This window comes from Roseovarius nitratireducens (genome assembly GCF_002925845.1).
GTDB lineage: Bacteria > Pseudomonadota > Alphaproteobacteria > Rhodobacterales > Rhodobacteraceae > Roseovarius > Roseovarius nitratireducens.
In genome coordinates, this window is sequence record NZ_PDNI01000028.1 from 24,794 (window position 1) to 50,947 (window position 26,154).

Consider the following 26,154-nt stretch of genomic DNA (forward strand, 5'->3'; position numbering starts at 1 on the left):
GGAACGCGGAAGACAGGTTTGGCCTGGAGCGGTCGTTGGATGTCGGTGTCGGGCTGGACCGTCACGGCAAGGTAAGATCAAGAAAGTTTAGAACTTTCTTGTACGGAATCTTTTCAAGACTCCGTACATCAACGGCAGCTTCCGGCCAGACCCTCCCCTCACCAATCCATCACCACCTTGCCCGAATTGCCCGAGATCATCGCGGCGAACCCCGCCTCGAAATCGTCGATCCCGATGCGGTGGGTAATCAGCCCGCTCACGTCCAGCCCCGATTGCACCAGCGCGATCATCTTGTACCAGGTCTCGAACATCTCGCGGCCATAGATGCCCTTGATATGCAGCATCTTGAAGATCACCGCGTTCCAGTCCACCGCGAACTCGGTCGGCGCGATCCCCAGCAACGCAACCTTGCCGCCATTGTTCATCCGCGCGATCATCTGCTGCATCGCTGCCGAGGCCCCCGACATCTCCAGCCCCACGTCGAATCCCTCGGTCATGCCGATCCCGTCCATCACCTCGCGCAATTGCTCGGCGGACACATCGACCACATGCTGCACCCCCATGCGGCGCGCGAGGTCAAGGCGGTATGGGTTGATATCGGTGATCACCACCTTGCGCGCGCCCACCTTCTGCGCCACCAGCGCGCCCATGATCCCGATCGGCCCCGCGCCCGTCACCAGCACGTCCTCGCCCACCAGGTCAAAGCTCAGCGCGGTATGCACCGCGTTGCCGAACGGATCGAAGATCGCGGCGATTTCGTCGGGGATGTCCTCGGGGATCGGCACCACGTTCATCTCGGGGATACAGACATACTCGGCGAACGACCCGGGCCGGTTCACCCCCACCCCCTTGGTGTTGCGGCACAAATGCCCCCGCCCCGCGCGACAGTTGCGGCACGCCCCGCAGACGATATGCCCCTCGCCCGAGACCCGCTGCCCGATCCGGTATTTCACCGCCGCCGCACCGCAATCCACGATCTCGCCGACGAATTCGTGCCCCACCACCATCGGCACCGGCACCGTCTTGGCGCTGAACTCGTCCCATTTCCAGATATGCACATCGGTGCCGCAAATCGCGGATTTCTTCACCTTGATCAGCACATCCGCCGGCCCCGGCTCCGGCACCGGCACATATTCCATCCACAGCCCCGGTTCGGGCTTCGACTTCACCAGCGCCTTCATTTCATTCTGCATTGCCCTGCCCCCACAAATCGGTGCTCAGATATTTCAGCCCGCTGTCGCAAACCACGAACGCGACGCAGCCGCCCCGCTCCGGCCCCTGCAACAGCCGGATCGCCGCCGCCAGGTTGGCCCCGGCGGAATAGCCCCCGAAAATGCCCTCGCACCGCGCCAGCATCCGCGCATGCTCCGCCGCCTCGGCCCCCGTGACCGTCACATCGCCCGCCAGGTCGGCGCCGTGCAGATGCACCAGGTCGGGCATCGAATAGCCTCCACCCTGGATCGGATGGTCCGCGCGGTCAGGATGCACCGCGTAGCACCGCACCCCCACGGGCGCAAAAAACCGCGCCGCGCCACCCACCGTGCCGCCCGAGCCGACGAAATCGCAAAACGCGGTCACCGCATGGCCCGACTGCTCCCAGATTTCGGGCGCGGTGCCGGTCGCGTGGGCCTCGGGGTTGCCCGCACGCGCGAACTGATCGGCCCGGAACGCGGCGCGGTCCTTCGTGATCCGCCGCGCCTCTTCCTCGACCAGCGCCAGGTCCGCCCCCGACACCTCGCCCGGCCGCGCGCCCTCGGCTTGGCGCACCAGCACCACCTCCGCGCCCAGCGCGCGCATCATCCGCGCACGTTCCTCGGAATTGCCCGTGCTCATCACCGCGACGAACGGATGCCCCAGCACCGCGCAGACAATCGCCAGCCCCGTGCCCATGTTGCCCGAGGTCAGTTCCACCACCGTCTGCCCGTCGCGCAACTCGCCGCTCGCGCGCGCCACCTCGATGATCGCCCGCGCGGCGCGGTCCTTCTTGGACAATCCGGGGTTGAGATAATCCAGCTTGGCCAGCAACCGCCCCTCGAGTCCCAGGGCCTCCACGACCCGGTGCAATTCGACCAACGGCGTCCCGCCGATCGCGTCGACGACCGAGGGCAGCGGCATCATCGGATCACCCCCAACTCGCGCCCCACGGCCCCGAACGCGTCCACCGCCCGATCCAGCATCTCGCGGCTCAGCCCCGCACTCATCTGCGTGCGGATACGGTCCTGCCCCTTGGGCACCACCGGAAAGGAAAACGCCGCCACGAACACGCCGCGCTCCCCCAGCCGCGCCGCCATCTCCTGCGCCAGCTTCGGGTCGCGCAGCATCACCGGGATGATGGCATGTTCGCCGGGCAAGAGCTCAAACCCCAGCGCCCCCATCCGCTCGCGGAAATACGCCGCGTTCTCCCACAGCCGCGCGCGCCGCTCCGCGCCGTCCTCCAGCATGTCAAAGACCTTGAGCGACGCCCCCGCGATCACCGGCGCCAGCGTGTTGGAAAAGAGATAAGGCCGCGAGCGCTGCCGCAACCAGTCCACCACCTTGGCCGACGCCGCCGTATAGCCGCCCGACGCGCCCCCCAGCGCCTTGCCCAGCGTGCCGGTCAGGATATCCACCCGATCCATCACCCCGAAATGCTCCGGCGTGCCGCGCCCGGTCTCGCCCACAAACCCCGTGGCATGACAATCATCCACCATCACCAGCGCGTCATACCGCGCCGCCAGGTCGCAAATCTCATCGAGCGGCGCGTAATACCCGTCCATTGAAAACACGCCATCGGTGGCGATCATCCGGTGGCGCGCCCCCGCCGCTTCGCGCAGGCACCGCTCCAGGTCGGCCATGTCGCGATTGGCATAGCGATACCGCTGCGCCTTGCACAGCCGCACCCCGTCGATGATGCTCGCATGGTTCAGGCTGTCGGAAATGATCGCATCCTCCGGGCCCAGCAGCGTCTCGAACAGCCCCGCATTGGCGTCGAACGCGGCGGCATAGAGGATCGCGTCCTCGGTCCCCAGAAACCCGGCGATCCGCGCCTCCAGCTGTTTATGCTCCTCCTGCGTGCCACAGATGAACCGGACGCTCGCCATGCCGAACCCGTAGCGGTCGAGCGCCGCATGCGCCGCCGCGATCACTTGCCGGTGATCGGCCAGCCCGAGATAGTTGTTGGCGCAGAGGTTGATCACCTCGCGCCCATCCGCCAGCCGCACCTCCCCCGCCTGCATCGAGGCGATCACCCGCTCGGACTTGTAAAGCCCCTCGCCGCGCAGCCCCTCCAGCCGCGCCGCCAGATCCGCGTCGAACCGATCCGTTGCCGCCATGTTCTCCTCCTTCATCTTGCCCCAAATATTCCGGGGGAGTCGCCCGGCACGGGCGACGGGGGCAGCGCCCCCTTCTCAGGCGGCCACCCTCGGCCGCCCCCCCGCCTCTACCACGATCTCCGCCTCCAGAAACACCCGCCGCCCCTCGGCCTCGGCCTCGCGCACCTCCCGCCGCGCGCTCACCTGCACGTCCACGGCCCCCGCGGCCACCGCCGCCGCCCGTGCCTCACCGCCCAGCGCCGCCTCCAGCGCCGCCATCGCCGCCTCCGCGTCCGCGAAATCCTCCGGCCCGCTTTCCAGGTGCGCGCGGTATCTCCCCTCGGCGGGCGCGGTCACCACGCCCGCGCGCCGGATCACCACCCGTCCCACCACCGCGCCGATGGCATTGGCGACGCCGGCATGCTCCGGCACGATCACCTCGGCATGGAGCCGCTCGCCCACCGCGCCATAATAGCTCGCCGCCGAGGCCCCCAACCCGATCACCGGCACGTTCAATCCGGTCTCGATCCGCACCAGCCCCCGGTGCGGCCCAAGGCCCCGCTGCATCAGCACATGGCTCGCCAGCGCCGCGGGCGGCAGGCCAAAACCCGCCTCCTCCTCGGCGAACCCCACCTCCAGCAGCGCCAGCGCCGTCTGATGCGTCAGCCGGTCCACGATCATCTGCGCCAGCGCCTCCGCCCCCGCGGCCAGCCGATCACCAGAGCCCACCCGCTTGCGCGCCACCAGCCCCAGCGCCAGCCGCGCCGCCTCCCCGTCCCAGGCCGAAAGCCGGCCCAGCACATGCGCGGCATCCGAGGGCGTCACCCCGCCCAGCTGCACCAGTCCGCGCCGCACCAGCCGGCTCAGCGCGGCGTGATCCATCCGGTTGCGCAGCACCGCCCCCAGCGGCCGCACCGCCCCCTCGATCCGCGCCAGCAGCCCCGCCTCGCGCTCCGACAGCCCCCCGGCCTCGACGCCGGGCACCGCGCGTACGAACCGCGCATCCATCTCGCCCGGTGCCGCGGCGCGGCCCTGCGCCTCCAGCGCGGCATGCACCGCCTCGGGCGCCTCTTCCGCCATCAGGCTCACCGGCACCACCCGCCGGGGCCCGAGGCTCACACCCGCGCCCAGCCCCTCGGCCACGTGCACCTCGCTGTCGCCGCCCAGTCCGAAGGTGCGCATCGCCACCGCCTCTACCATGGTGCGCCACGGGCCCACCCGCGCGCCCTCCGGGTCAATGGCGGGCCGCCCGCCGCGCAGCACCGCCACGTCCGTCGTCGTCCCGCCGATATCCGACACCAGCGCATGATCCGCCCCGGTCAGCCACCTCGCCCCTATGAGGCTCGCCGCCGGACCGCTCAGGATCGTCTCGATGGGCCGCTCCCGCGCCTGTGCGGCAGAAATCAGCGCGCCATCGCCGCGCACCACCATCAAGGGCGCGGTGATCCCCTGCCCCCGCAGCACCCCCTCCGCCCGCTCGATCAGCCGCGCGATCATGCCGATCAGCCGCGCATTGAGCAGCGCGGTCAGCGCACGCTTCGGCCCGTTCAGCTTGGCCGACAGGTGATGCGACAGGCTCACCGGCTTGCCCGTCACCTCGCGGATCACCTCCGCCGCGCGCAACTCGTGCCCCGGGTTGCGCGTCGCGAACAGCCCGGCCACCGCATACGCTCCGGCCCCCTGCCCCGCTTCCAGCCAGCGCCGCAGCGCCCCCTCGTCCAGCGGCGCCGCCTCGGCCCCGCCCGCCCCGTGCCCGCCCGCGATCACCAGCGCCGGATCGCCCCCCAGCGCCTCGGCCAGCCCATGCGCCGCCAGGTCCACCTCGCGAAATCCGATATAGATCAGCCCCGCACGCCCGCCCTGCCCTTCGACCAGCGCATTGGTCGCCAGCGTGGTCGACAGCGACGCCAGCCCGATCTCGCCCGCCTGCGCGCCGCTTGCGCGCAGCACCTCCGCCACCGCGCGGCCGATCCCGATGGCCAAGTCATGGCGCGTGGTCAGCGCCTTGGCGCTCGCCACCACCTCGCGCTCGTCGCGCAACAGCACGGCATCGGTATAGGTGCCGCCCGTATCCACCCCCAATAGCAATGCCATGCGCCCGCTCTCCCGCCTCGCGTCCTTCCGAAGGGGGTGTAACGGCTCTGCCGGGCTATTCCAGCCCGTTTGCGTCATCACACAGTCGCATCACCGCCCAGCGCGCCGCATCCGCCACCGCCGCGTCCGCATCCTCGCACAATCCCTGCGCCACCTCCCGCAGGCCGGGATCACCCGAATTACCTATGGCATAGAGCACGTTGCGCACGAACCGGTCGCGCCCGATCCGCTTGATGGGCGAGCCCGAGAACCGTGCCCGAAACCCGGCATCGTCCAGCACCGCCAATTCCGCCAGCTTCGGCGCAACCAGGTCGTCGCGCGCGGCGTATTTCACCTCCCGCGCCTCGACGGCAAACTTGTTCCACGGGCACACCGCCAGGCAATCGTCGCAGCCATAGATGCGGTTGCCCATCCGCGCGCGCAATTCCTCGTCCACCGGCCCCTTGTGCTCGATCGTCAGGTAGGAAATGCAGCGCCGCGCATCCAGTTGATACGGCGCCGGAAACGCATCCGTCGGGCACACGTCCAGACACGCCCGGCACGACCCGCAATGATCCACCTCCGCCGGATCGGCCTCCAGGTCCAGCGTGGTAAACACCGACCCGATAAAGAACCAGCTCCCCAGATCGCGGCTCACCAGGTTGGTGTGCTTGCCCTGCCAGCCCAGCCCCGCCGCCTGTCCCAGCGGCTTTTCCGGCACGGGTGCTGTATCGACGAACACCTTCACCTCGCCCCCACCTTCGGCAATCAGCCACCGCGCCAGCCGCTTCAGCCGCTTCTTGACCGTGTCGTGATAATCCCGCCCCCGCGCATAGACCGAGACATTGCCGCACTCCCGCCGCTCCAGCCCCGCCAGCGGATCGCCCTCGGGCGTATAGCTCTCGCCCAGAACGATCACGCTGCGCGCCTCGGGCCAGAGCACATCCGGCGCCCCCCGCCAATGCGCGCGCTCGGCCAGCCAGCCCATCTGCCCATGATGGCCACGCTCCAGAAATGCTGCCAGCCGCCCCGGCACATGCCCCACATCCCACGGGCGGCACACCCGGCAGGCGTCGAACCCCTCGGTCACCGCCTGTGCAACCAGTCTCTCTTTCAGCCCCGCCTTCATCTTGCCCCCCAATATCCCGGGGTGAATTGGCCGCAGGCCAAGAGGGGCAGCGCCCCTCCGGCCGCTCTAGAAATCCAGGTCGGCATAATGCGCCGGCGGCGGAAATCCCGGTACCTGGTCCGCGAGAATCCCCCGGAACGCGGGGCGCGACTTGATCTTGGCATACCAGTCCTTGACCGCCTCCGAGCGGTGCCAGTCCACGTCCGAGATATAGTCCAGCGACGATAGATGCGCGGCGGCCGCGAAATCCGCCAGCGTCATCACGTCCCCGGCCAGCCACCGCCGATGATCCAGCAGCCACGCCATGTAATCGAGGTGAAACTTGACCGCCCGCGCCCCGTCCTTGACGTTGCGGCTGTCGGGAAAGCCCAGCTTCATGATCTTCTTGTTGACCCGCTCGTATAGCAGCTTGGCCGTCACCTCGTGATGGAACTTGTCGTCAAACCACCCCACCAGCCGCCGCACCTCGTAGCGCGCCTCGGCCCCCTTGGGCATCAGCGGCGGCTCGGGGTGGCACTCCTCGATATATTCGCAGATCGCGGCACTCTCGGCCAGGGTGCGCCCGTCCATGCGCAGCACCGGCACCTTGCCGGCCGGGTTGCGGCGCAGGAAATCGGCGTCCTGCTCCCAGTACCGCTCCTCGACCAGCTCGCACTCGATCCGCTTCTCGGCAAGACACAGCCGCACCTTGCGGCAAAAGGGCGAGAGCGGAACGTGATAGAGCCGGGCCATGTCGGATGCGTGCCTCTGCTATTGGAAACAGCCCCTTCCATGCCCGCTTCCGGCGCGGGTTTCAATCCTCGAAACAGGCGGCGCGGCCGTCGCGGGCGATGGTCGCCGCCCCGTCCACGATCGCCGCCGCGCGTTGCCGCAGCGCCGCCGACGGACGGCTGGCAGAGCGCCCCTTGGGATCGGGCAGCACCGCGGCGAGCCGCGCCGCCTGCACCGCGCTCAGGTCCGCCGCTGCCACGCCGAAATAATGCCGCGCCGCGGCCTCCACCCCGAACACGCCCTCGTCGAACTCGGCGATGTTGAGATAGACCTCCAGCACCCGCCGCTTGGACCATGCCGCCTCCATCAGCGGCGTGATCGCGGCCTCCAGCGCCTTGCGCGCCCAGTTGCGCCCGTGCCACAGCCACACGTTCTTGACCACCTGCTGGCTGACGGTCGAGGCCCCGCGCACAGAGCCATCGGCGATGGCGTCGCGGATGGCCGCCATGTCGAACCCCCAGTGCAGGCAGAAATTGGCGTCCTCGGCGGCCACCGCCGACCGCGCCATCACCGGCGCGATCCGCGCCATCGGCACCGGCTCGCGCGAAATCGCGCCCAGCCGCCGTTCCTCCTGCCAGGTATAGATCGTCGCCGGCGGATCCACCCAGCGATAGGCCAGCAGGCTCAACGCGAACACCGCCACCAGCGCGAGCGCGGACCACAACAGCCAGCGCCGCAGCCTGCGCCACACCCCCACCGGGGCCGCCCGCCGCCGCCTGCCCTTCGCCGTTTTCTTCCTGCGTCCCGCCATGGCCCAGCTATAGCGCCCCGCCGCGCCCGGCAAAACCGCTTTGGCGCGGACGGCGGGGCCTGACCGGCAAAAATGCCCGGATCGGCGCGGCGGGGCACGCGCCCCACCGCCTCTTCCTGGTGCAAATACTCCTTACCCGGGCGGTGCACGCGCCCCGCGCGGTGCCTCGCCTCACTCCGCCGGGATCGCCTCCGGCTCCACGCCCAGCGGATGCGCGATCTTGTCGAGCATCTCCCTCGGGCAAAGCTGCACGAAACGCGGCAATTCGCGGTCCCAGTATTGCAGGATATCCGCCGCCCGGCGCGATCCGGTCTCGGCCAGGTGCCGCTCGATCAGCCCCTTGAGTTCGTCCTGCCAGTGCGGCTCAGTCACCGGGCAGGCGACCAGCGTCTCGCCGTTGACCAATGCGGGCGCGCGATCCTCGGGATCATAGATATAGGCCATGCCGCCGGTCATGCCGGCGCCAAAATTGGCCCCGATCTCCCCGAGGATCACCGCCACGCCGCCGGTCATGTACTCGCAGCCATTGCTGCCGCAGCCCTCGACCACCACGTGCGCGCCCGAGTTGCGCACGGCAAACCGCTCGCCCGCGCGCCCCGCCGCAAACAGGTATCCGGCGGTCGCGCCATAGAGCACCGTGTTGCCGATGATGGTGTTCTCGTGCGCGACCAGCGGGCTCGCCATCGGTGGGCGCACCACGATGGTGCCCCCCGACAGGCCCTTACCCACGTAATCGTTGGCGTCGCCGCTGACCTCGATCTTCAGCCCCGGCGCGGCAAACGCGCCCAGGCTCTGCCCCGCGCTGCCCGACAGCTTCACGGTCAGGTGGTCGGGTTGCAGGCTGTTGCGCATCCCGAAGCGACGCACGATGTGGGATGAGACCCGCGTGCCCACCGTCCGGTGCGTGTTCTGCACCGTGTAGTGAAGCTGCATCTTCTCGCCATCCTCCAGGAACCGCGCCGCATCGCGCACGATCTCGGCATCCAGCGTGTCGGGCACCTCGTTGCGCGCGCGCGTGCGGTCATAGCGGACGTCCTTGGCCCCATCCACGGTGATAAGCATCGGGTTGAGGTCCAGGTCGTCCAGATGCGCCGAACCGCGGCTCACCTGTGTGAGCAGGTCCGCCCGCCCGATCACCTCGTCAAGCGACCGCGCGCCGATGCTCGCCAGGATTTCCCGCACCTCCTGCGCGTAAAAGGTGATGAGGTTCACCACCTTGTCCGCCGTGCCGGTGAACTTGGCGCGCAAATCCTCGTCCTGCGTGCAGACACCCACAGGGCAGGTATTCGACTGGCACTGACGCACCATGATACAGCCCATCGCGATCAGCGCGGCGGTGCCGATGCCGTATTCCTCGGCCCCCATCATCGCCGCCATGACGATGTCGCGCCCGGTGCGCAGGCCACCATCGGTCCTGAGCGTCACCCGCCCCCGCAGGTTGTTCATGCTCAGCACCTGATGCGCCTCGGTCAGGCCCATCTCCCACGGCAGCCCGGCATACTTGATCGAGGTGGCAGGGCTCGCGCCCGTGCCGCCATTATGCCCCGAAATCAGGATCACGTCGGCCTTGGCCTTGGCCACCCCGGCGGCAATCGTGCCCACGCCCGACTGCGCCACCAGCTTCACGGTGACCTTCACATTCGGATTGATCTGCTTCAGGTCATAGATGAGCTGCGCCAGGTCCTCGATGGAATAGATATCGTGATGCGGCGGCGGCGAGATCAGCGTCACCCCCGGCGTCGAATGCCGCAGCCTCGCTATCAGCTTGGTCACCTTCATCCCAGGTAGCTGCCCGCCCTCGCCGGGCTTGGCCCCCTGCGCGATCTTGATCTCCAGCTCCTCGCAATGGTTGAGGTACTCCGCCGTCACGCCGAACCGCCCGCTCGCCACCTGCTTGATCTTGGCGGAGGGGTTGTCGCCATTGGCATCCGGCGTGAAATGCGCCGGGTCCTCGCCACCCTCGCCACTGTCGCTGCGCGCGCCGATCCGGTTCATCGCGATGTTGAGCGTCTTGTGCGCCTCGGGGCTCAGCGCCCCCAACGACATCCCCGGCGTGACAAACCGCTTGCGGATCGCGGTGACACTCTCGACCTCCTCGATCGGCACCGCCTCGCCAATCGGCTTGATCGCCATCAGGTCGCGCAGATGGATCGGCGGATTGGCCTGAAGCGCAGCCGAATACCGCTTCCACAGCTCATAGCTCGCCTTGTTGCAGGCCATCTGCATCATGTGCATGGTCTGCGCGCCCCAGGCATGGGTCTCGCCCGACTTGCGCGCCTTGTAGAACCCGCCGATCGGCAGGATATCCTGCCCGCCTCCGAAGGCGCGGCCATGCACCTCCTCCAGCTTGGCCTGGATACCGCTCACGCCGATGCCGCTGATCCGGCTCACCAACCCCGGGAAATACTCCGCGCACATCGCGCGCCCCAGCCCCACGGCCTCGAAATTCAGCCCGCCGCGATAGGACGAGATCACCGAAATCCCCATCTTCGACATGATCTTGAGAATGCCCAGGTCAATCGCCGCGCGATAGCGCGCCACCGCCTCGGTCAGGCTGCCCTCGATCAGGCCCCGGCGGTTGCGGTCGGCGATGGTGTCCTCGGCAAGATAGGGGTTCACCGTGGTCGCCCCCGCGCCGATCAACACGGCGAAATAATGCGGGTCGATGCACTCCGCCGACCGCACGTTGAGGCTGCAAAACGTCCGCAGCCCCTTGCGCGTCAGGTGAGAATGCACCGCGGATGTCGCGAGGATCATCGGCATCCCGATGCGCGCCTCGCCCAGCCCGTGATCGCTCAGCACGATATGCCCGATCCCCGACCGCACGGCATCCTCGGCCTCGGCGCGGATACGCTCCAGCCCGGCCTGCAACGCCCCCGCGCCGGGCGCAAAGGTACAGTCGATCTCGGCCACGTCCGCATCGAACGCGCGGATCATCTCCTGCCACTGCGCATTGGCCACGAACGGGCTTTCCAGCACGATGATCTCGGTCTGCGCGCTCGACTCGTCCAGCACGTTCTTGAGATTGCCGAACCGCGTCTTGAGGCTCATCACCCTGAATTCGCGCAGGGAATCAATCGCCGGGTTGGTCACCTGGCTGAAATTCTGGCGGAAGTAATGGCTCAGCGGACGGTATTGCCGCGAGAGAACAGCGGCGGGCGTGTCATCGCCCATCGAGGCAATCGCCTCCTTGCCGTCCTCGGCCATCGGCGCGAGGATCGATTCGATCTCCTCGATGCTGTAGCCCGCCGCAATCTGCCGACGCCGCAGGTCGCCCCCCTCAAAGAGCGGCGCCTCGGTCACGCGGGCAAGCACCCCGTCAAGCTCGTTGATCTTGCCCACCCACTCGCCGAACGGCTGTGCTTCGGCCAGCCGGTTCTTCATCTCGGCATCGTGGAACAGGCGGCCCTCGGTCATGTCCACCGCGATCATCTGCCCGGGGCCAAGCGCACCCTTCTCCCGCACGCTCGATTCGTCCACCGGCACCATGCCCGCCTCGCTCCCGGCGATCAGCAGCCCGTCACCGGTCACGACATAGCGCATCGGCCGCAGCCCGTTGCGGTCAAGCCCGGCACAGACCCAGCGACCGTCGGTCATGGCAAGCGCGGCAGGGCCGTCCCACGGCTCCATCACGCTGTTGCAATAGGAATACATGTCGCGCCACGCCGCGGGCAGGTCCTCGGCCTGCTTGGACCAGGATTCCGGCACCAGCATGGTCTTGGCCATCGGCGCCTTGCGGCCCGCGCGCACCAGCACCTCGAACACGGCATCGAGCGCGGCACTGTCGCTTGATCCCTGCGCCACGATCGGCTTGATATCCTCGGCCAGCTCGCCAAAGGCCGACGACGCCATGCGGATCTCGTGGCTCTTCATCCAGTTGAGATTGCCCTTCAGCGTGTTGATCTCGCCGTTATGCGCCAGCATCCGGAACGGCTGTGCCAGCCACCATTGCGGGAACGTGTTGGTGGAATAGCGCTGGTGATAGATCGCAAAGGCGCTCCTGAACCGCTCGTCCATCAGGTCGGGGTAGAACACCGCCACCTGCTCGGCCAGCATCATGCCCTTGTAGATGATGCTGCGGCACGACAGGCTCGCAATATAGAGCGCGCCGACGCCCGCCGCCTGCGCCGCCTTCTCGATCCGGCGGCGAATGACATACAGTTCCCGCTCAAAGCTCTCCTCGTCCAGTCCCTTGGCGTCCGAGATCAGGATCTGCTCGATCTCGGGCCGCGTCGCGTTGGCCTTCTCACCCAGGCAGGAGACATCGACCGGCACGTGCCGCCAGCCATAGATCGTGTGCCCCATCCGCAGCACCTCGGTCTCCACGATGGTCCGGCAGCGCTCCTGCGCGCCGAAATCCGTGCGCGGCAGGAACACCTGCCCCACCGCTACCAGCCGGTTTTCGTTCGGCTCGTGCCCGGTGCGCCGGATCTGGTCATAAAAGAACGGCACCGGGATCTGCACATGGATACCCGCGCCGTCGCCGGTCTTGCCGTCTGCATCCACCGCGCCGCGGTGCCAGATCGCCTTCAGCGCGTCGATCCCCGCCTGCACCACCTTGCGCGAGGGTTTGCCGTCGATGCTCACGACAAGGCCCACGCCGCAGGACGAATGCTCCTCCTCATGGGCATACATGCCATGCTCGGCCAGCCAGTCGCGCTTGGCCGTCTCAACGGCCGCCCAGTCTGCATCATATGTCGTCATCGGTCTTTACCCTTCCTTAACCCCGGACTTGGGTCCATTAGGTCAGTGATGTTGTCCTTCTTGACGGTTCCGCCCGTCCGATTACCGCTTGATTACCGCACCGTCACGCACCCGACCCGAACCTTGCGGTTCGCGGCGTGAACCTACAGGTTCATTCCGCCGCGATGGCCTGCGCAAGGCTCAGATCGTCGAGGATCGCGGCCGCCGCATCGCGCCCGTCGCGGATCGCCCAGACCACGAGGCTCGCGCCGCGCACGATGTCGCCCACCGCGTAAACGCCGTCCAGAGCGGTGCGCCCGGTGGTGAACTCGGCCTTGACCGTGCCCCAGCGCGTGACCTCAAATTCCTTTTGATTCCAAATGGTTGGCAGGTCTTCGGGTTCGAACCCCAGCGCCTTGATGACCAGGTCGGCAGGCGCATCCTCGACCGCGCCCTCGATCGGCTCGGGGCTCTGGCGGCCCGTCGCGTCCGGCGCGCCAAGGCGCATCTTCTGCACCCGCACCGCGTTCACCGGGTCGCCCGCAAAGCCCACCGGCGCGCTAAGCCATTCAAAAACCACGCCTTCTTCCTCGGCATTGGCCACTTCACGTTGACTTCCGGGCATGTTGTCATGGTCGCGACGGTAGAGGCAGATAACCGATTTCGCGCCCTGCCGCACGGCGGTGCGCACACAATCCATTGCGGTATCGCCGCCTCCAACCACAACCACTTGTTTTCCCTCGGCATTCAGCTCGCCGCTGTCGAATTCCGGCACGCTGTCGCCAAAGCCCACCCGATTGCTCGCCGTCAGGTAGTCTATGGCCCGCACGATGCCCTGCGCCCCCGCGCCCGGACCATCCAGATCGCGGCTCTTGTAGACCCCGGTGGCGATCAGTACCGCGTTGTGTTTATTACGAATTTCGTCAAAGCTGATGTCGGTTCCGACTTCGCAGTTCAGCACGAATTCCGCGCCACCCTGCTCAAGCTGTTCGACCCGGCGCATCACCACGTCCTTCTCCAGCTTGAAGCCGGGGATGCCATAGGTCATCAGCCCGCCCGCGCGGTCGCAACGCTCGTAGACCGTGACCTGCACACCCGCCCGCCGAAGCACGTCGGCCGCCGCGAGCCCACCAGGGCCAGAGCCGATTATCCCAACAGATTCAACACGTTCCGCCTTGGGCGCGATGGGCTCGACCCAGCCTTCCTCCCACGCCGTGTCGGTGATGTATTTCTCCACCGCGCCGATGGTGACGGTGCCGTGGCCCGCCTGCTCGATCACGCAATTGCCTTCGCACAGCCGGTCCTGCGGGCAGATGCGTCCGCAAATCTCGGGGAAGGTGTTGGTCAACTGGCTGAGTTCATACGCTTCTTTCAACCGCCCCTCGGCGGTAAGGCGCAGCCAGTCGGGGATGTTGTTGTGCAGCGGGCAATGCGTCTGGCAATAGGGCACGCCGCACTGGCTGCACCGCCCGGCCTGCTCCTTCGCCTTCGCATCGGCGAATTCGGCATAGATCTCATGGAAATCCTGCCTGCGCGCCTCTGCCGTCCGCTTCTCAGGCATATCCCGCCCGATCGACACGAATTTCAGCATGGGTTGCTTCGCCACGTCTTCACCTCCCGGAATTCTGAGAGCGCCCTTTTATACCATATGCCGAAGCATGAAAAGGCAGTATTGCTGACATATATTAAGAAATATAACGCCACCGCTCGGTTCTGGAGGAAATTCTTAACGATTTTAGGTCCGATTCGGATACATTATTCGGGTTGTCATTGAAACTCAGGCGCTTATACGGGCCACAGGCTGGCCCAGGACCCGTTAGATGACGCTGTTTTCGCTCTTTCTGCTCGCGATCATCCAGGGCGTCACCGAATTTCTGCCTATTTCGTCCTCGGCGCATCTCGCGCTTCTGCACCAGGTCAACGGCAGCGGCGAAGAGGATGTCGCTCTCGACGTGGCGGTGCATCTGGGCTCGATTCTCGCCGTGATCGTCTATTTCCACGCCGAATCCTCCGCCGCCGGGCGTGGTCTCGCCGACCTCCTGCGCGGCAGACGTCAAAGCACCGACGCACGACTAGCCCGCAACCTTCTGCTCGGCACGGTACCGCTGGTGATCACGGGGGCCGTTATCGTGATCATGGGTTGGGAAGACGCACTGCGCGACATCCGCGTGATCGGCTGGACGATGATCGTCTTCGGCATCCTCCTGTGGTGGATCGACCGGTTCGCCCCGCAAACCCTGCACGCACCTGACTGGACCCTGCGCCGCGCGCTGATCATGGGGCTGTGGCAAGCGCTGGCGCTCATCCCCGGCGTGTCTCGCTCTGGCATCACCATCACCGGCGCGCGCGCCATCGGGCTCGAACGGCGCGACGCCACGCGGCTGTCGATGCTCATGTCGATTCCGGCAACGCTCGCCACCGGAGCAGTGCTGGCCATCGACCTCGCACAGGCCGATGCCGGGCTCGATCTGCTCGGTCGCGCAGCGTTCGCCGCGCTGTTCGCTTTCGCCGCGGCGTGGTGCGCGCTGTGCGTGATGATGCGCTTTCTCGACCGGGTGAGCTTCACGCCATACGTGATCTACCGGGTCGCGCTCGGCGTGGTACTGCTTGCCCTCACTTATGGTTGAGGAGCGTTATGCCTTGAGATTGCTGGCGGATTCGTGGATTGCCTCGTATTGACCAGAGGGCCGGAACCGCCACAGGTAATCGGGCAGAACGGCCTCGGGCGCCACCGGCTCGATCCCGAAATCGGCGAAGGTCCGCGCGCCCACGCTCACTACGTTGTCCACCCGCAGGCTGCGCACCTGGTCGCGCGTGATCTGCGGCGGCACGAGGCCGAGCGTGATGGTTTCCACGAATTCCATCACCGCCGCCATCACCGACGCGATCCCGAACGGGATTCCGACGATCAGCCGACGCCGGCGTATAACCCCGAGCATCATCTTCATCAGCTCGCGGAACGTGGCCACCTCCGGCCCGCCCAGCTCGTAAATGCCCGGCTCCACCGCGCCCATGGCCGCCTTGGCCGCCGCGTGCGCAACGTCATCCACATTGACAGGCTGAAACCGCGTGTCGCTTCCGACGACCGGGATCACCGGCGACAACCGCGCCATCCCCGCGAACCGGTTAAAGAACTGGTCCTCCGCCCCGAAGATGACCGAGGGCCGCAGGATCACCGCCTGCGGAAAATGTGCGGCGATACCGGCCTCTCCGGCGGCCTTGGTGCGTGCATAGATGCTCGCCGAATTGGCGCTCGCGCCGATAGCCGAGAGATGGACGAGCTGTGCCACGCCCTGCTCGGCGGCGATGCGCGCGATCCGCGTCGCGCCCTCGTCCTGTACCGCGTGGAAATTGTTGCGCCCGCCACGGTCGAAGGTGCCCACGCAATTGACCACCGCATCCGCGCCCAGCATCACTGCGCGCACACTGGCATCGTCGCGGATGTTGCAGAACACCGGCTCCACCTGCCCGGGCACGCCGTAGGGCTTGACATGCATCGCCTCGTTGGGACGGCGCACGGCAACCCGTACCCGCCAACCCGCAGACGCCATGCGCCGCGCAATATAGCGTCCTACGAAACCTGATCCGCCATAGATGGTGACGAGCTTGGACATAGGGGCCTCCGGGCTGCGCATGATCCCCTCTTTCCTAACGTCGCCGCGCCCGCCCGACAAGACGATAACGCCTGCGTGCCAAATCGCGCGAAATCGCCGTTGACACCCGGTCGGGCTGCGTCTAAATGCCGGCGGCACGACACCTGCCCAGGTGGCGGAATTGGTAGACGCGCTGGCTTCAGGTGCCAGTGGCCGCAAGGCCGTGGAGGTTCGAGTCCTCTCCTGGGCACCATTTCTCCCGAACATAGCTACTCATAACTGCAGGAAAGCATGGACTTTTTGCCTGCTTCCGGAGTAGCATTCTTCTCATAGCTGAACATGCTACCCCACCCAAAAACCCACCAAACCGGGGTATCGATCTGGGGTATCTGCCAGCATATGCGGAGAAGATACCCCAGTGGCGCTCACGGACCTCAAGATCAAGAAAGCAAAGGCAAAGGAGAAGCCATACAAGATGTATGACTCGCTCGGCCTCTTTGTGTTGGTCAACCCAAACGGCTCGAAGCTCTGGCGGCAGAAATATCAGCTCGACGGGAAAGAGCGCACGATCGCGCACGGATCATATCCGGCGGTGACATTGCGTGAGGCGCGAAGCAAGCGCGACGCGATCCGCGACCAGCTTGCCGCCGGCGCCGATCCGGCGGTGCAGAAACGTCTCGATCAGATCGAAGCCGAGACGCAGGCGCGGATGACATTCCTGCTCGTTGCCGAAGAGTACCTGCAGATGGCTTATGATCGCGAGCTCGCTGATGCGACGATACGCAAGAAGATCTGGCACATACACACGCTCGCTGAGCCGCTGCATCACCGACCGATCAATGACATCACCGCCGCTGAGATCTTGCACCTCTTGAAGAAGGTCGAGCATAGCGGACGGCGTGAGACGGCCAAGAAGCTCCGGGGCACACTCTCTGGTGTGTTCCGGCTCGCCGTAGTGACCACGCGAGCCGAAAATGATCCGACTCAAGCGGTCAAAGGCGCCCTCTTGCCGGTCAAAGTGACCAACCGGGCGGCGATCACCGATGAGACCGCCTTTGGGCAATTCCTAGGCGATCTCGATGCCTACACGGGCGCCGGAGTGATCAAGGACGCGATCAAATTCCAGATCCTCACCATGGCCCGTCCCGGTGAGGTTCGGGGCGCGGTGAAGTCTGAAATCGACCGTGAGAACCGAACGTGGACCATCCCGGCCGAGCGCACCAAGATGCGCCGAGCGCACGTGGTGCCGCTATCGAGGCAGGCAATGGAACTCGTCGAGGCGAACTGGTCGCACATTGATGGTGTCGAGCTCCTGTTTCCGTCGCTCAATTCAAACCGCAAGTGGCTCTCCGAGAATGCGTTCAACTCTGCCATCCGCCGCATGGGCTACTCAAAAGAGGAAGTGACAGCGCATGGGTTCCGCGCGACCGCGAGCAGTATCCTCAACAATCGCGGCTATGATCCTGACGTGATCGAGGCAGCTCTTGCGCACCAAGACCGGAACGCCATCCGCCGGACGTACAACCGGGCGACGTACTGGGAGCAGCGGGTGGCGTTGATGCAGGAGTGGGCGAGCATACTCCAAGCGCTTTGACATGCTCTGTTTTTCCTACTGGAGATCGACACCCTATTGGTGTAGAATTTGACTAAACAAAACTTAAACGAGCTGAAATGAAGATAGATCGAATTGATATAAAAAATTTTCGTCGCCTTGAGAAAGCGTCGACTGGAATTGAAGAAAAAGAGACCGTTTTTGTTGGAGCCAATAACAGCGGAAAGACGTCTGCGACTTCGGTTTTCCGGTGCTTCCTGGGACAAAGGAGATTCAGCATATATGACTTTTCTGTTGGTCGGATTGCTGACTTCGATAGCTTTGGTGCAGGCGGTGAAACGGACACTTTACCCGCGATAGAATTGGACATCTGGTTCAGAGTAGACCCTGAGTCCATAGAGTTTGGGAGAGCCTTCACACTCCTTCCCAATCTGTCCGAAGACTTTGAACGGTTAGGTGTGCGACTACGTTACGCTGCAATTGATCCTTCAAAGGTGCGCGAAGTATACTTAGCGGCTTACCCTCAAGATGGGGACGAGCCTCCAGAAACACCACTATCAGCTTTTCTAACTAACAACAGCGAACTCAATCGGCATTTCGGAATTACCTACGCATCGCTTGAAGACGACGGTGCTGGTGCCGTGGCAACACCGCTAGACAAGGACGAGGGACGGAATCTTCTTCAAAATTTGGTCCGAATTGATTTTGTGGATGCACAACGAAACATCGACGATGAAGAAGGGCATAGAAGCAACAAGCTCTCGAGTGCATTTTCCGGCTTCTACCAGAAGAACCTTGAGCGACCGGAAGTTGCGGAAGAGGCATATCGGGTAATTGATGAAAACAATCAGCAGCTCACTGCGCACTACGCCGTCCAATTTTCTGGCATCATGGGTGTAATCAAAGGGATTGGCGTCCCATCGGTGAATGATCGAGAACTAAAGATCGTCTCCACTCTAAATCCTGAAACCGCCCTTCGTGGGAATACTGACCTTCTCTATGTTGATGCTGATAGTGGGCATGAGCTGCCTGAACTGTATAACGGACTTGGGTTCAAGAACCTTATCTACATGGCAATCCAAGCCAAACACTACCATTCTCAGTGGGTTCGTACCGCCCAAAACCGACCACTGTGTCAGATCATATTTGTAGAGGAGCCCGAGGTCCACTTACACGCTCAGGTGCAGCAGACCTTCATTAATAACATCTGGGATGTCATCCAACAGTCAGCTGAAGCAGAAGGCGCTAGTGACTGGATTCCGCAGCTAATTGTGACCACCCATTCATCGCACATCCTTGATGCAACCGAGTTCAGCAAGGTTCGATACTTCAGGAGATGTCAACTTGAAGGCGAAGCACCAGACCCTGGGCGGATTCTAAATGCTACAAAAATCCACAGCCTAAGAGATTTTCAGCCAACTGCGGTCGATGTGGAGGGGCAGCAAGCAACCCCGGAAGAAGCATTGGCATTTCTAAAACGTTATCTTCGATTGACACACTGCGACCTGTTTTTTGCAGACGCGGCAGTACTGGTAGAAGGGTCGGTGGAAAAACTACTGATGCCAACGATGATTGAGCGAGCAGCCGATCGGCTACAGATATCATATCTCACCATACTGGAAGTCGGTGGCGCCTACGCGCACCGATTTGATGAGTTGCTGACCTTCCTGAGTATCCCATATCTCGTCATAACCGACCTGGATTCCGCCCATCCTGAAGGCCGACATCCAGCGTGCCGTGCCGATCTCGATGGCGCACTCACCGCCAACTCTTCTCTCAAGAAATTTTTTGATGTGAATTCCGTCAATGATCTTATTGCTCTCACTCCTGATCAACGGCACGACGAAGAACGAGATAGGTACGTCACTTTCCAGCAAGATGTTCCAGTTGCCGATGGCGATGCTGCCATGACAATGCGCCCTCGCACCTTGGAGGAAGCCTTTGTCTATCAGAATTTTGAGCTTTTTAAGGACAATACCCTTAGTATTGGCTCGGAGATTCCAGCTGCGCTAGATGAAGCTTACGAAGCTGTATACGAACGCATCAAGTCAAGCAACTTCAAAAAGACTGACTTCGCTTTGGATATGCTTGCGAGTGACGCAGACTGGCAAGTACCAGCTTATATCGCCGAAGGACTTAGGTGGTTGGAGAACCGACTGCACCCGCCGGTGAAAGCCGAGCAAACCTGATTATGATTAATCGTGTCCAAACTAATGCTGATGAAGCCGTGCGTGAATGCATTGCCGAACACAGTAGCTTTGCACTTACTGCTGGCGCGGGATCCGGTAAAACCACTTCACTAGTGGATGCGCTCGCAGAAATTCGAGCAACCCATGGCGCTACACTACGCCAAGATGGTCAGCGTATCGCTTGTATCACGTTCACAAATAGAGCCGTCGACGTAATTCAACGACGACTAAGGTTCGATGAACTATACCGAGTTTCAACGATGCACGGCTTTCTCTGGGCCGAGATTAGTCGTTTCCAGCGCGACATTCGTGAGGCACTTCAAAATGATCGCTTACCTACTTTGATCGAAAAGGCGACCGAGGACGATGATGGAAAAGAAACAAAGAAAGCACGTAAAGCGAGAAAAAAAATCGCCAAACTAGAAACCGAATTGATGGGTCTTTCTGATGTGGTCAATTTTACGTATGATGACGTTGCTTTTAGCGATTACTTAAACGGTAAACTTAGTCACGACGATGTCATAGAGATTGCCGGTTACCTATTCAAAGAGCGTCATAACTTTCGTCGACTCATTGGAATGCGTTATCCGTTCATCTTTGTCGATGAAGCTCAGGATACCTTTGTCTCGATTGTTGAAGGGCTTAATCTGACTTGTTCAGAGCCAGGTTTGCCGCTGGTCGGATACTTCGGTGATCCATGGCAACAGATCTATGAGGGGAGGGCTGGGGATTTCGCTCCACCAGAAGGGGGGATGTCAATCACTAAGATCGAGAACTTTCGTTGCTCACCGCAAGTGATTGATTTTTTGAACGCTTTTCGGAGTGATGTAAAGCAGATCGCTGCTGGCTCCAACGCCGAAGTCAACGGTAGCGTTGAAATACATTTGATCGAAGCGGAAACACCTGAAGGTCCCCGCAAGCGGTACACTGAAGAACAACTTGATCGAGCGCTCGCGAAAATGGATAAAACAGTTGAATCGTGGGGTTGGAACGATAGGACCGATGTCATTCGTCTCTTTCTTGTACGTCAGATGATTGCGAGAAGATTAGCGTTTTCTGAGCTGCAACAACTCTTCACTGGTCCCTACGCATCGCAGCGCGCCCAGGATGACTACGAATCTGGCCAGCACTATCTTCTAAAACCGTTTCTCAAAGTCATCTGTCCACTTATAGAAGCCTCGGGCAAAGGCGAAAGTCGACAAGTCATCGATATCCTAAGAACCAACAGCCATACCTACGATCCACAAGGGCCGAACGCTGGCCGAAAGCTTAAGGATATGGTTGACCAGTCAAAGCTCCAGCTGGAGGAATTGACTGAGATTTGGTCAGACGGAACCACAAAAGACGTGCTAGTCTATTGCGACGAAAACGGGTTGATTAATTCCTCAGACAGACTGAAGGAGCAGCTCGCGAGATGTCCGCGCGCGGAAGAATACGACAACGAAACGCACAGTGAAGAGAAAGGCGATTGGTTGGCAGACAGTTTCTTTGCCATGCCTACCAATGAACTTTTCGCTTACCGCGATTTCATTTTGAAAAGCACACCGTATAGCACCCAGCATGGTGTAAAGGGCGAAGAGTATCCCAATGTTCTTGTCGTTTTTGATGATATCGAAGCGAATTGGAATCAATATAGCTTTTCCAAATTGCTCAGTCCAGGTGTCGCTGGCGAACCAACCGAAGGGCAATTCGAACGCGGACGAAAGCTTGCCTATGTATGCTTTTCAAGAGCCGAAGAGAATTTGAAAATTCTCTTTTTCACGCCCACTCCAGAGGCAACGAAAGACGAACTACTAGAAAGTGGTTTATTTTCCGAGGATCAAATTAGCCTTGCCTAGCAACTTTTGTGGTTGCCGCCGATAATGTACAGAGTTTTTCGCACATTTGATTTGGACGGCGGTTCCTTTCAGACTGGTTGAGAGGAGCTGAGAATGGACAAGAACGGTTGGGCAGACTCTACATCAGACTGAGGGGCTTCGCGGGGGGAAGGTCAGAATACCTGAACAGACACTGGTTCATCAGCCTTGAAGATGCGGTCGAAAAGTTGGAGGCTGGGCGTAGAGCTACAACGAGGAACGACCGCACGGCGCCATCGGGCAAAATGTCCCGGCGGCACTGATGAAAGAGGCACACGCATCCAGCCCGTGTGTTTGATCGAAGTTCGGGAGCTCTTACAACGGCCGAGGGCAAACTGAACAGTTAACGCCAAATGGAGAAGGATTTTGAATTGGGGTACGGGTAGGGAGCGATGTAGGACGGGTATACACACGCAGTGACCTTCTCGACGCACGAAGGAAACTCGTAGAGCATTGGTATATCTACCTTATTGAGACGCACTCGAGTGCTATGCGGTGCTTCCGTCCCAGCAGTGAAGCTATTGGGTAACAATGCATTGAGGTTATTGTTTCTGATTCAACAACTAAAACGATACACGATGTACCAACATGAGATCTTTCAGAACATGGTAAGATGAAACGATGGAAGAACAAAAGACAGACAGCGCCCTCACTTTCCAGCGGTTTAGCAGAGCTAATCGAGAGCGATGTGAGGCCGATGATGGGTTTGGCCACCTTGTATCCGACTGGACGCCAGCTGAATGGTTGGCAGCGTGCGTTGGGGAGTTGGGTGAAGCTGCGCATGTCATAAAAAGGATTAGCCGGCAGCGAGACAGTTTGGTGGAGTCAAGATTTAGTGATGATCAGATAAAGAAGATGCTGGCCGAAGAAATCGCCGACACAGTAATTTATTTGGATATGTTGGCACACAGCCAAAACATTGACTTGGGCGCCGCGATTGTTGATAAATTCAATCGAAAATCAGAGGAGATTGGTTCAAGTATTGTGCTCTAAGCGCTCAAGGCGGTAGTGCCCCACCGGGTGGTGTAAGAGGCCGCACGCGGAGCCTTTTGGCGTAGCGTAGCGTGCGGCCGGGCTGGCGGCCACCGCGCTTCTTCGTAGTCTGAGGTTGTTCAAAGACCGATGACAACGAAGAAGAGCACGATGACCGAGACCATGATTGACCTTCCGAGCGTGATCGCCAAGAGCGATGATGCCGATTTTCTGCGCGAGCGGTTCCGCGATGTCGCTGAGCTCATGGACGAGGCCGAGCACGACGTGCTGGCCTATACGGCCTTCGACGAGAGCCTGCGCTCGAAGCTGCACAGCACCAACCCGCTGGAGCGCGTCAACAAGGAGATCAAGCGACGGACCAACGTCGTCGGGATCTTTCCGAACCGTGAATCCGTGATCCGGCTCGTCGGCGCGCTGATGCTGGAGCAGAACGACGAATGGGCCGTCTCCCGCCGCTACATGCCGGTGGAAAAGCTGACCGCCATGTGCCACGATGAAAGTGAGACGGCGATGATCGCCGCTCAGTGCAGAAGCAGGTGGACGCCAGTTCCTACACCACTCCTCGGGGCACTACCCTCAAGGCTATTCAGTTAGCTCATAATCCCGCCAAGGAACAAACTCTCCATTTACCCAGAACCCCCAATCCCTGCGCACTTTGTTTGCTATCACCAGAGTTATTGTCGGATCGGAGACTTTGACAATACGATGACGGTCTTCTGCGTGCACGATGTTGAAGAACCGTACTCTGCGGACATTTCGGCTATCAATTTGATCGCTTGCGGGAACTTCTTCACAATAGTTACCCCAGAGCAGCAGTGATAAGAAGTCATTTGGATGATCATGAAGGTCGGGTTGCGGATCTGGCAACCTGAGCCAGTGGAGCATCATGCTGAACCAAGGTGTTTGAAAAATATGAAGTCTTGTCAAATAGATTTCACCTTTCCCAACTGGGTCTACGTCGGTCCAACGCAGGAAACACCATCGCCATCCGCTCCTATACCGCCTGCCTGGAAGCAATCGCATTATTCAACTCTCCTGAAGACATGCTCACTTAATGTGCTAGCATACACGCATGGAAGCGCCAAAGCACGTCATACTCGTTGACATCGACAACACACTGTACGATTGGCCAAAGTTCTTCGCGCCTAGTTTTCGTGCAATGTGTCATGCACTTAGACGTGTTCTCAATGTGCCGTTGGATGAACTGATTCGGGACTTCAAGTCGGTCTATGCTCAACACGATACGCTAGAGTACGCGTTCTCTATACAAGAGCTCAGTGTCGTCAAGGACATGGATCGCGCCGAGGTCGCCGAGTTGATTCGGATTGGACGGGGGGCGTTCAGCAAAGTCAAGAGGTATCATCTGGAACCATACCCAGGGGTCATTCAAGGTCTTGAGTATCTTCGCAAACATGGACATGTTGCAATAAGCGTTACAAACTCCCCATTGTACCTCGCGCAAAAACGCCTCTACGAGCTTGGCTTGGATAAATATATTTCAGGAATAGTTGCTTGGGAAGGCATAGATCCTCCAGATGAGGTCGATACCAACTTCGTGAAACGGACAAAGCGTAAGAGAACAAGAATTGATAGAATAGAGACCTTTAAAAAGCCCGATGCCAAGCCAAGCACCAAGCCCTACCAAATCGCACTCAGCATGCTCAAAAATGAAGAAATAGGCGAAATTTGGGCCATCGGAGATAGCTTAAACAAAGATTTGTTTCCGGCTTCAACACTTGGAATTCGTACAATTTGGGCAAAGTATGGTGCGGAGTTCGACCCGGATTCAAGAGACAACCAGACTTTACTGAAAATTACTAATTGGAGTGATGCTGAAGTAGCGCACACTTATGATGCGAACTCGTTCAAACCAGATTACCGGGTAGAAAGCTTTTCTGAGATTTGTCAACTATTCCCACAACGAAACTTGACACTTTTGGACCTAATGGAGAACTCTGATGAATGAGACTGAAATCGCTCTCGCGAGAGAAGCAATTGAGAGCGGTAACTTCTCAGTCCTAATGCAAGAACAGGAGCGTTTGGCCGACTCCAGCACGATCGGCTTGATTGCGCAAAGTGAAATCTGCGATCTGATATCGGAAGGCCTTGAGCCCGGTGGACCTACTTCTTGGATAACGAGTGAAACGACCTGGAATTCGGCCACTTTTGGGCCAGACCGCGAGCTTTCATTGCAACAGCGCTTCTTGCACTCCTTATGGCAAGTGTTTTCTCTCCGGATTGCACGCAAGTTGGAACACCTCCAGTCAAAAGTGAGGATCAGCAGCAAGGGCGCCGTGATATGTTTTCCTGGAGGATACGATCTCAGTGTTCTCGTGTCCTTTTCGGCAGCGAATTCGTTAGGCTCAGCATATCTCCGTCCTTTAGTGTCCATAAGAGAGCCAACCGGAATGTTGGATTTGGAGAGGTTTTTGGAAAACTCAACTCCAAAGGAAAAGAATGCAATTAAAGCAGCCGTAACATCTGTTGACAAGTTGGTTTATCATAGAGGAGCATTAATTCATGTCGATAGACAAAGGGAGAATGTATTCGGACCCACTGTCGACACAGTCGTTCTATCTGAGATACTGAACTCAGATCTCCGGAAGAATAACGACAAGTCGACCTCCGTGTTAGAGATTGGGCCCGGCAGCGGTCTCATCACCGTTACAGCTGCTTTGAGTCCAGCTACCGCCAGGGTGGTTTCAGTTGAGATAAACGAAGACGCGGCGAACTGCACACTGAAAAACCTCCAAGTGAATGGCCTAAAACCATCGTCGAACCATGTCTCTGTCAGCGTAAGGGCCGAAAAATTTGAACCTAAATTGATCGGTGAAACTTTCGACTATGTTGTTTGTAATCCTCCTTACGTGCCCGAGGCCGATAGCTTGGAGAAACTAGGGGCAACAGGATACGGAAAAGCTATAAGCGGACTTGAATTGTACGATGACATACTGTCGAATTTCGGTTACCTTCTTAACTCCGGTGGAAAGGTGCTTCTGATGATGAGCAGTGTGTCGTCAGACTACGCTTTGAGCCGGATTCCAAAGGGGCATGAACGAGAATTCCCCCTGGGACTAAACGGATACAGAGTCCCCTTTGACCTTGACTTGCTCTGGGACCGCCCGGAGTGGAAGGAGAGCCTCCTTCAAAAAGGAGCCATTGAGCAAGACGCAACTGGGAACTTGTTCCATCGAATCATTCCTGTTTGGGTACGTCACGATGCCAACTGAAAAGTTTCTATTTGGTAGCGATGTTTGTATCATGCTTCGATTCA

At 61.0% G+C, this 26,154-nt stretch carries 18 protein-coding genes, 1 tRNA gene and 2 pseudogenes; 10 read left to right on the top strand and 11 right to left on the bottom strand.

Annotated elements, in window-relative coordinates; genetic code table 11:
* Positions 1-158: 158 nt before the first annotated feature.
* The 9 genes from tdh to CRJ03_RS04980 all read right to left on the bottom strand — a co-directional run bounded on the left by tdh (position 159) and on the right by CRJ03_RS04980 (position 14,303).
* Positions 159-1,181: an L-threonine 3-dehydrogenase gene (gene tdh, locus CRJ03_RS04940; RefSeq protein ID WP_206018311.1), complete on the bottom strand. Its 1,023-nt coding sequence runs from the start codon at positions 1,179-1,181 to the stop codon at positions 159-161.
* A 1-nt stretch (position 1,182) separates the two neighbouring features.
* Positions 1,183-2,115: a PLP-dependent cysteine synthase family protein gene (locus CRJ03_RS04945; RefSeq protein WP_104017805.1), complete on the bottom strand. Its 933-nt coding sequence runs from the start codon at positions 2,113-2,115 to the stop codon at positions 1,183-1,185.
* A complete protein-coding gene (locus CRJ03_RS04950) occupies positions 2,115-3,311 on the bottom strand; it encodes a glycine C-acetyltransferase (protein WP_104017806.1) in 1,197 nt (398 codons plus the stop codon). The genes CRJ03_RS04945 and CRJ03_RS04950 overlap by 1 nt, the downstream gene beginning before the upstream one ends.
* A gap of 75 nt (positions 3,312-3,386) precedes the next feature.
* Entirely contained in the window at positions 3,387-5,384 is a 1,998-nt protein-coding gene (locus CRJ03_RS04955; protein ID WP_104017807.1) for a hydantoinase/oxoprolinase N-terminal domain-containing protein, read from the bottom strand.
* A 55-nt stretch (positions 5,385-5,439) separates the two neighbouring features.
* Entirely contained in the window at positions 5,440-6,492 is a 1,053-nt protein-coding gene (queG, locus tag CRJ03_RS04960) for a tRNA epoxyqueuosine(34) reductase QueG (RefSeq protein WP_104017808.1), read from the bottom strand.
* Positions 6,493-6,558: 66 nt separating this feature from the next.
* On the bottom strand, positions 6,559-7,224 hold the full coding sequence (gene fzlA / locus CRJ03_RS04965) for an FtsZ-binding protein FzlA (RefSeq protein WP_104017809.1): 666 nt from the start codon (positions 7,222-7,224) through the stop codon (positions 6,559-6,561).
* 61 nt (positions 7,225-7,285) lie between these two features.
* Positions 7,286-8,014 (bottom strand): monofunctional biosynthetic peptidoglycan transglycosylase, encoded by a 729-nt coding sequence (gene mtgA, locus CRJ03_RS04970; protein ID WP_104017934.1) that lies wholly within the window; start codon positions 8,012-8,014, stop codon positions 7,286-7,288.
* Positions 8,015-8,185: 171 nt separating this feature from the next.
* A complete protein-coding gene (gene gltB / locus CRJ03_RS04975; RefSeq protein ID WP_104017810.1) occupies positions 8,186-12,718 on the bottom strand; it encodes a glutamate synthase large subunit in 4,533 nt (1,510 codons plus the stop codon).
* A 151-nt stretch (positions 12,719-12,869) separates the two neighbouring features.
* Positions 12,870-14,303, bottom strand: coding sequence for an NAD(P)-dependent oxidoreductase (locus tag CRJ03_RS04980; protein WP_206018301.1), 1,434 nt, complete (start codon positions 14,301-14,303; stop codon positions 12,870-12,872).
* Positions 14,304-14,517: 214 nt separating this feature from the next.
* On the opposite strand from CRJ03_RS04980, the gene CRJ03_RS04985 reads away from it, so the two are divergent.
* A complete protein-coding gene (locus CRJ03_RS04985; RefSeq protein WP_104017811.1) occupies positions 14,518-15,324 on the top strand; it encodes an undecaprenyl-diphosphate phosphatase in 807 nt (268 codons plus the stop codon).
* Between the two features lie 6 nt (positions 15,325-15,330).
* Here the strand turns inward: CRJ03_RS04985 and CRJ03_RS04990 are convergent, their stop codons facing one another.
* Positions 15,331-16,311 (bottom strand): complex I NDUFA9 subunit family protein, encoded by a 981-nt coding sequence (locus tag CRJ03_RS04990; RefSeq protein ID WP_104017936.1) that lies wholly within the window; start codon positions 16,309-16,311, stop codon positions 15,331-15,333.
* A 145-nt stretch (positions 16,312-16,456) separates the two neighbouring features.
* Here CRJ03_RS04990 and CRJ03_RS04995 point away from each other — a divergent pair.
* The 7 genes and pseudogenes from CRJ03_RS04995 to CRJ03_RS05025 all read left to right on the top strand — a co-directional run.
* Positions 16,457-16,543, top strand: a tRNA-Leu gene (locus CRJ03_RS04995).
* Between the two features lie 165 nt (positions 16,544-16,708).
* A complete protein-coding gene (locus tag CRJ03_RS05000) occupies positions 16,709-17,884 on the top strand; it encodes a tyrosine-type recombinase/integrase (protein WP_104017812.1) in 1,176 nt (391 codons plus the stop codon).
* Between the two features lie 77 nt (positions 17,885-17,961).
* A complete protein-coding gene (locus CRJ03_RS05005) occupies positions 17,962-20,031 on the top strand; it encodes an ATP-dependent nuclease (protein ID WP_104017813.1) in 2,070 nt (689 codons plus the stop codon).
* On the top strand, positions 19,983-21,869 hold the full coding sequence (locus CRJ03_RS05010) for a UvrD-helicase domain-containing protein (protein ID WP_240611558.1): 1,887 nt from the start codon (positions 19,983-19,985) through the stop codon (positions 21,867-21,869). The genes CRJ03_RS05005 and CRJ03_RS05010 overlap by 49 nt, the downstream gene beginning before the upstream one ends.
* Positions 21,870-22,018: 149 nt before the next feature.
* Positions 22,019-22,185, top strand: a pseudogene (locus CRJ03_RS05015) (integrase core domain-containing protein); the annotation flags it as partial.
* A 323-nt stretch (positions 22,186-22,508) separates the two neighbouring features.
* The gene (locus tag CRJ03_RS05020) at positions 22,509-22,880 is read left to right on the top strand and encodes a MazG nucleotide pyrophosphohydrolase domain-containing protein (protein WP_104017815.1); all 372 of its coding nucleotides are present in this window, start codon (positions 22,509-22,511) and stop codon (positions 22,878-22,880) included.
* A 201-nt stretch (positions 22,881-23,081) separates the two neighbouring features.
* Positions 23,082-23,375 (top strand): annotated as a pseudogene (locus CRJ03_RS05025) (transposase); the annotation flags it as partial.
* An 87-nt stretch (positions 23,376-23,462) separates the two neighbouring features.
* On the opposite strand, the gene CRJ03_RS20080 reads toward CRJ03_RS05025, so the two are convergent.
* Complete coding sequence (locus tag CRJ03_RS20080) at positions 23,463-23,768, bottom strand: hypothetical protein (protein ID WP_206018302.1); 306 nt, start codon at positions 23,766-23,768, stop codon at positions 23,463-23,465.
* A 184-nt stretch (positions 23,769-23,952) separates the two neighbouring features.
* Between CRJ03_RS20080 and CRJ03_RS05030 the strand changes: the two genes are divergently transcribed.
* Both CRJ03_RS05030 and CRJ03_RS05035 read left to right on the top strand, forming a co-directional pair.
* On the top strand, positions 23,953-24,846 hold the full coding sequence (locus CRJ03_RS05030) for an HAD family hydrolase (RefSeq protein ID WP_104017817.1): 894 nt from the start codon (positions 23,953-23,955) through the stop codon (positions 24,844-24,846).
* Complete coding sequence (locus tag CRJ03_RS05035; protein ID WP_104017818.1) at positions 24,839-26,110, top strand: methyltransferase; 1,272 nt, start codon at positions 24,839-24,841, stop codon at positions 26,108-26,110. The genes CRJ03_RS05030 and CRJ03_RS05035 overlap by 8 nt, the downstream gene beginning before the upstream one ends.
* Positions 26,111-26,154: the final 44 nt, after the last annotated feature.

Excerpts from the sequence above, each read along its gene's own strand:
- tdh (WP_206018311.1), bottom strand. The coding sequence starts at position 1,181 with ATGAAGGCGCTGGTGAAGTCGAAGCCCGAACCGGGGCTGTGGATGGAA.
- CRJ03_RS04945 (WP_104017805.1), bottom strand. The coding sequence starts at position 2,115 with ATGCCGCTGCCCTCGGTCGTCGACGCGATCGGCGGGACGCCGTTGGTC.
- CRJ03_RS04950 (WP_104017806.1), bottom strand. The coding sequence starts at position 3,311 with ATGGCGGCAACGGATCGGTTCGACGCGGATCTGGCGGCGCGGCTGGAG.
- CRJ03_RS04955 (WP_104017807.1), bottom strand. The coding sequence starts at position 5,384 with ATGGCATTGCTATTGGGGGTGGATACGGGCGGCACCTATACCGATGCC.
- queG (WP_104017808.1), bottom strand. The coding sequence starts at position 6,492 with ATGAAGGCGGGGCTGAAAGAGAGACTGGTTGCACAGGCGGTGACCGAG.
- fzlA (WP_104017809.1), bottom strand. The coding sequence starts at position 7,224 with ATGGCCCGGCTCTATCACGTTCCGCTCTCGCCCTTTTGCCGCAAGGTG.
- mtgA (WP_104017934.1), bottom strand. The coding sequence starts at position 8,014 with ATGGCGGGACGCAGGAAGAAAACGGCGAAGGGCAGGCGGCGGCGGGCG.
- gltB (WP_104017810.1), bottom strand. The coding sequence starts at position 12,718 with ATGACGACATATGATGCAGACTGGGCGGCCGTTGAGACGGCCAAGCGC.
- CRJ03_RS04985 (WP_104017811.1), top strand. The coding sequence starts at position 14,518 with ATGACGCTGTTTTCGCTCTTTCTGCTCGCGATCATCCAGGGCGTCACC.
- CRJ03_RS04990 (WP_104017936.1), bottom strand. The coding sequence starts at position 16,311 with ATGTCCAAGCTCGTCACCATCTATGGCGGATCAGGTTTCGTAGGACGC.
- CRJ03_RS05005 (WP_104017813.1), top strand. The coding sequence starts at position 17,962 with ATGAAGATAGATCGAATTGATATAAAAAATTTTCGTCGCCTTGAGAAA.
- CRJ03_RS05020 (WP_104017815.1), top strand. The coding sequence starts at position 22,509 with ATGGAAGAACAAAAGACAGACAGCGCCCTCACTTTCCAGCGGTTTAGC.
- CRJ03_RS20080 (WP_206018302.1), bottom strand. The coding sequence starts at position 23,768 with ATGATGCTCCACTGGCTCAGGTTGCCAGATCCGCAACCCGACCTTCAT.
- CRJ03_RS05030 (WP_104017817.1), top strand. The coding sequence starts at position 23,953 with ATGGAAGCGCCAAAGCACGTCATACTCGTTGACATCGACAACACACTG.
- CRJ03_RS05035 (WP_104017818.1), top strand. The coding sequence starts at position 24,839 with ATGAATGAGACTGAAATCGCTCTCGCGAGAGAAGCAATTGAGAGCGGT.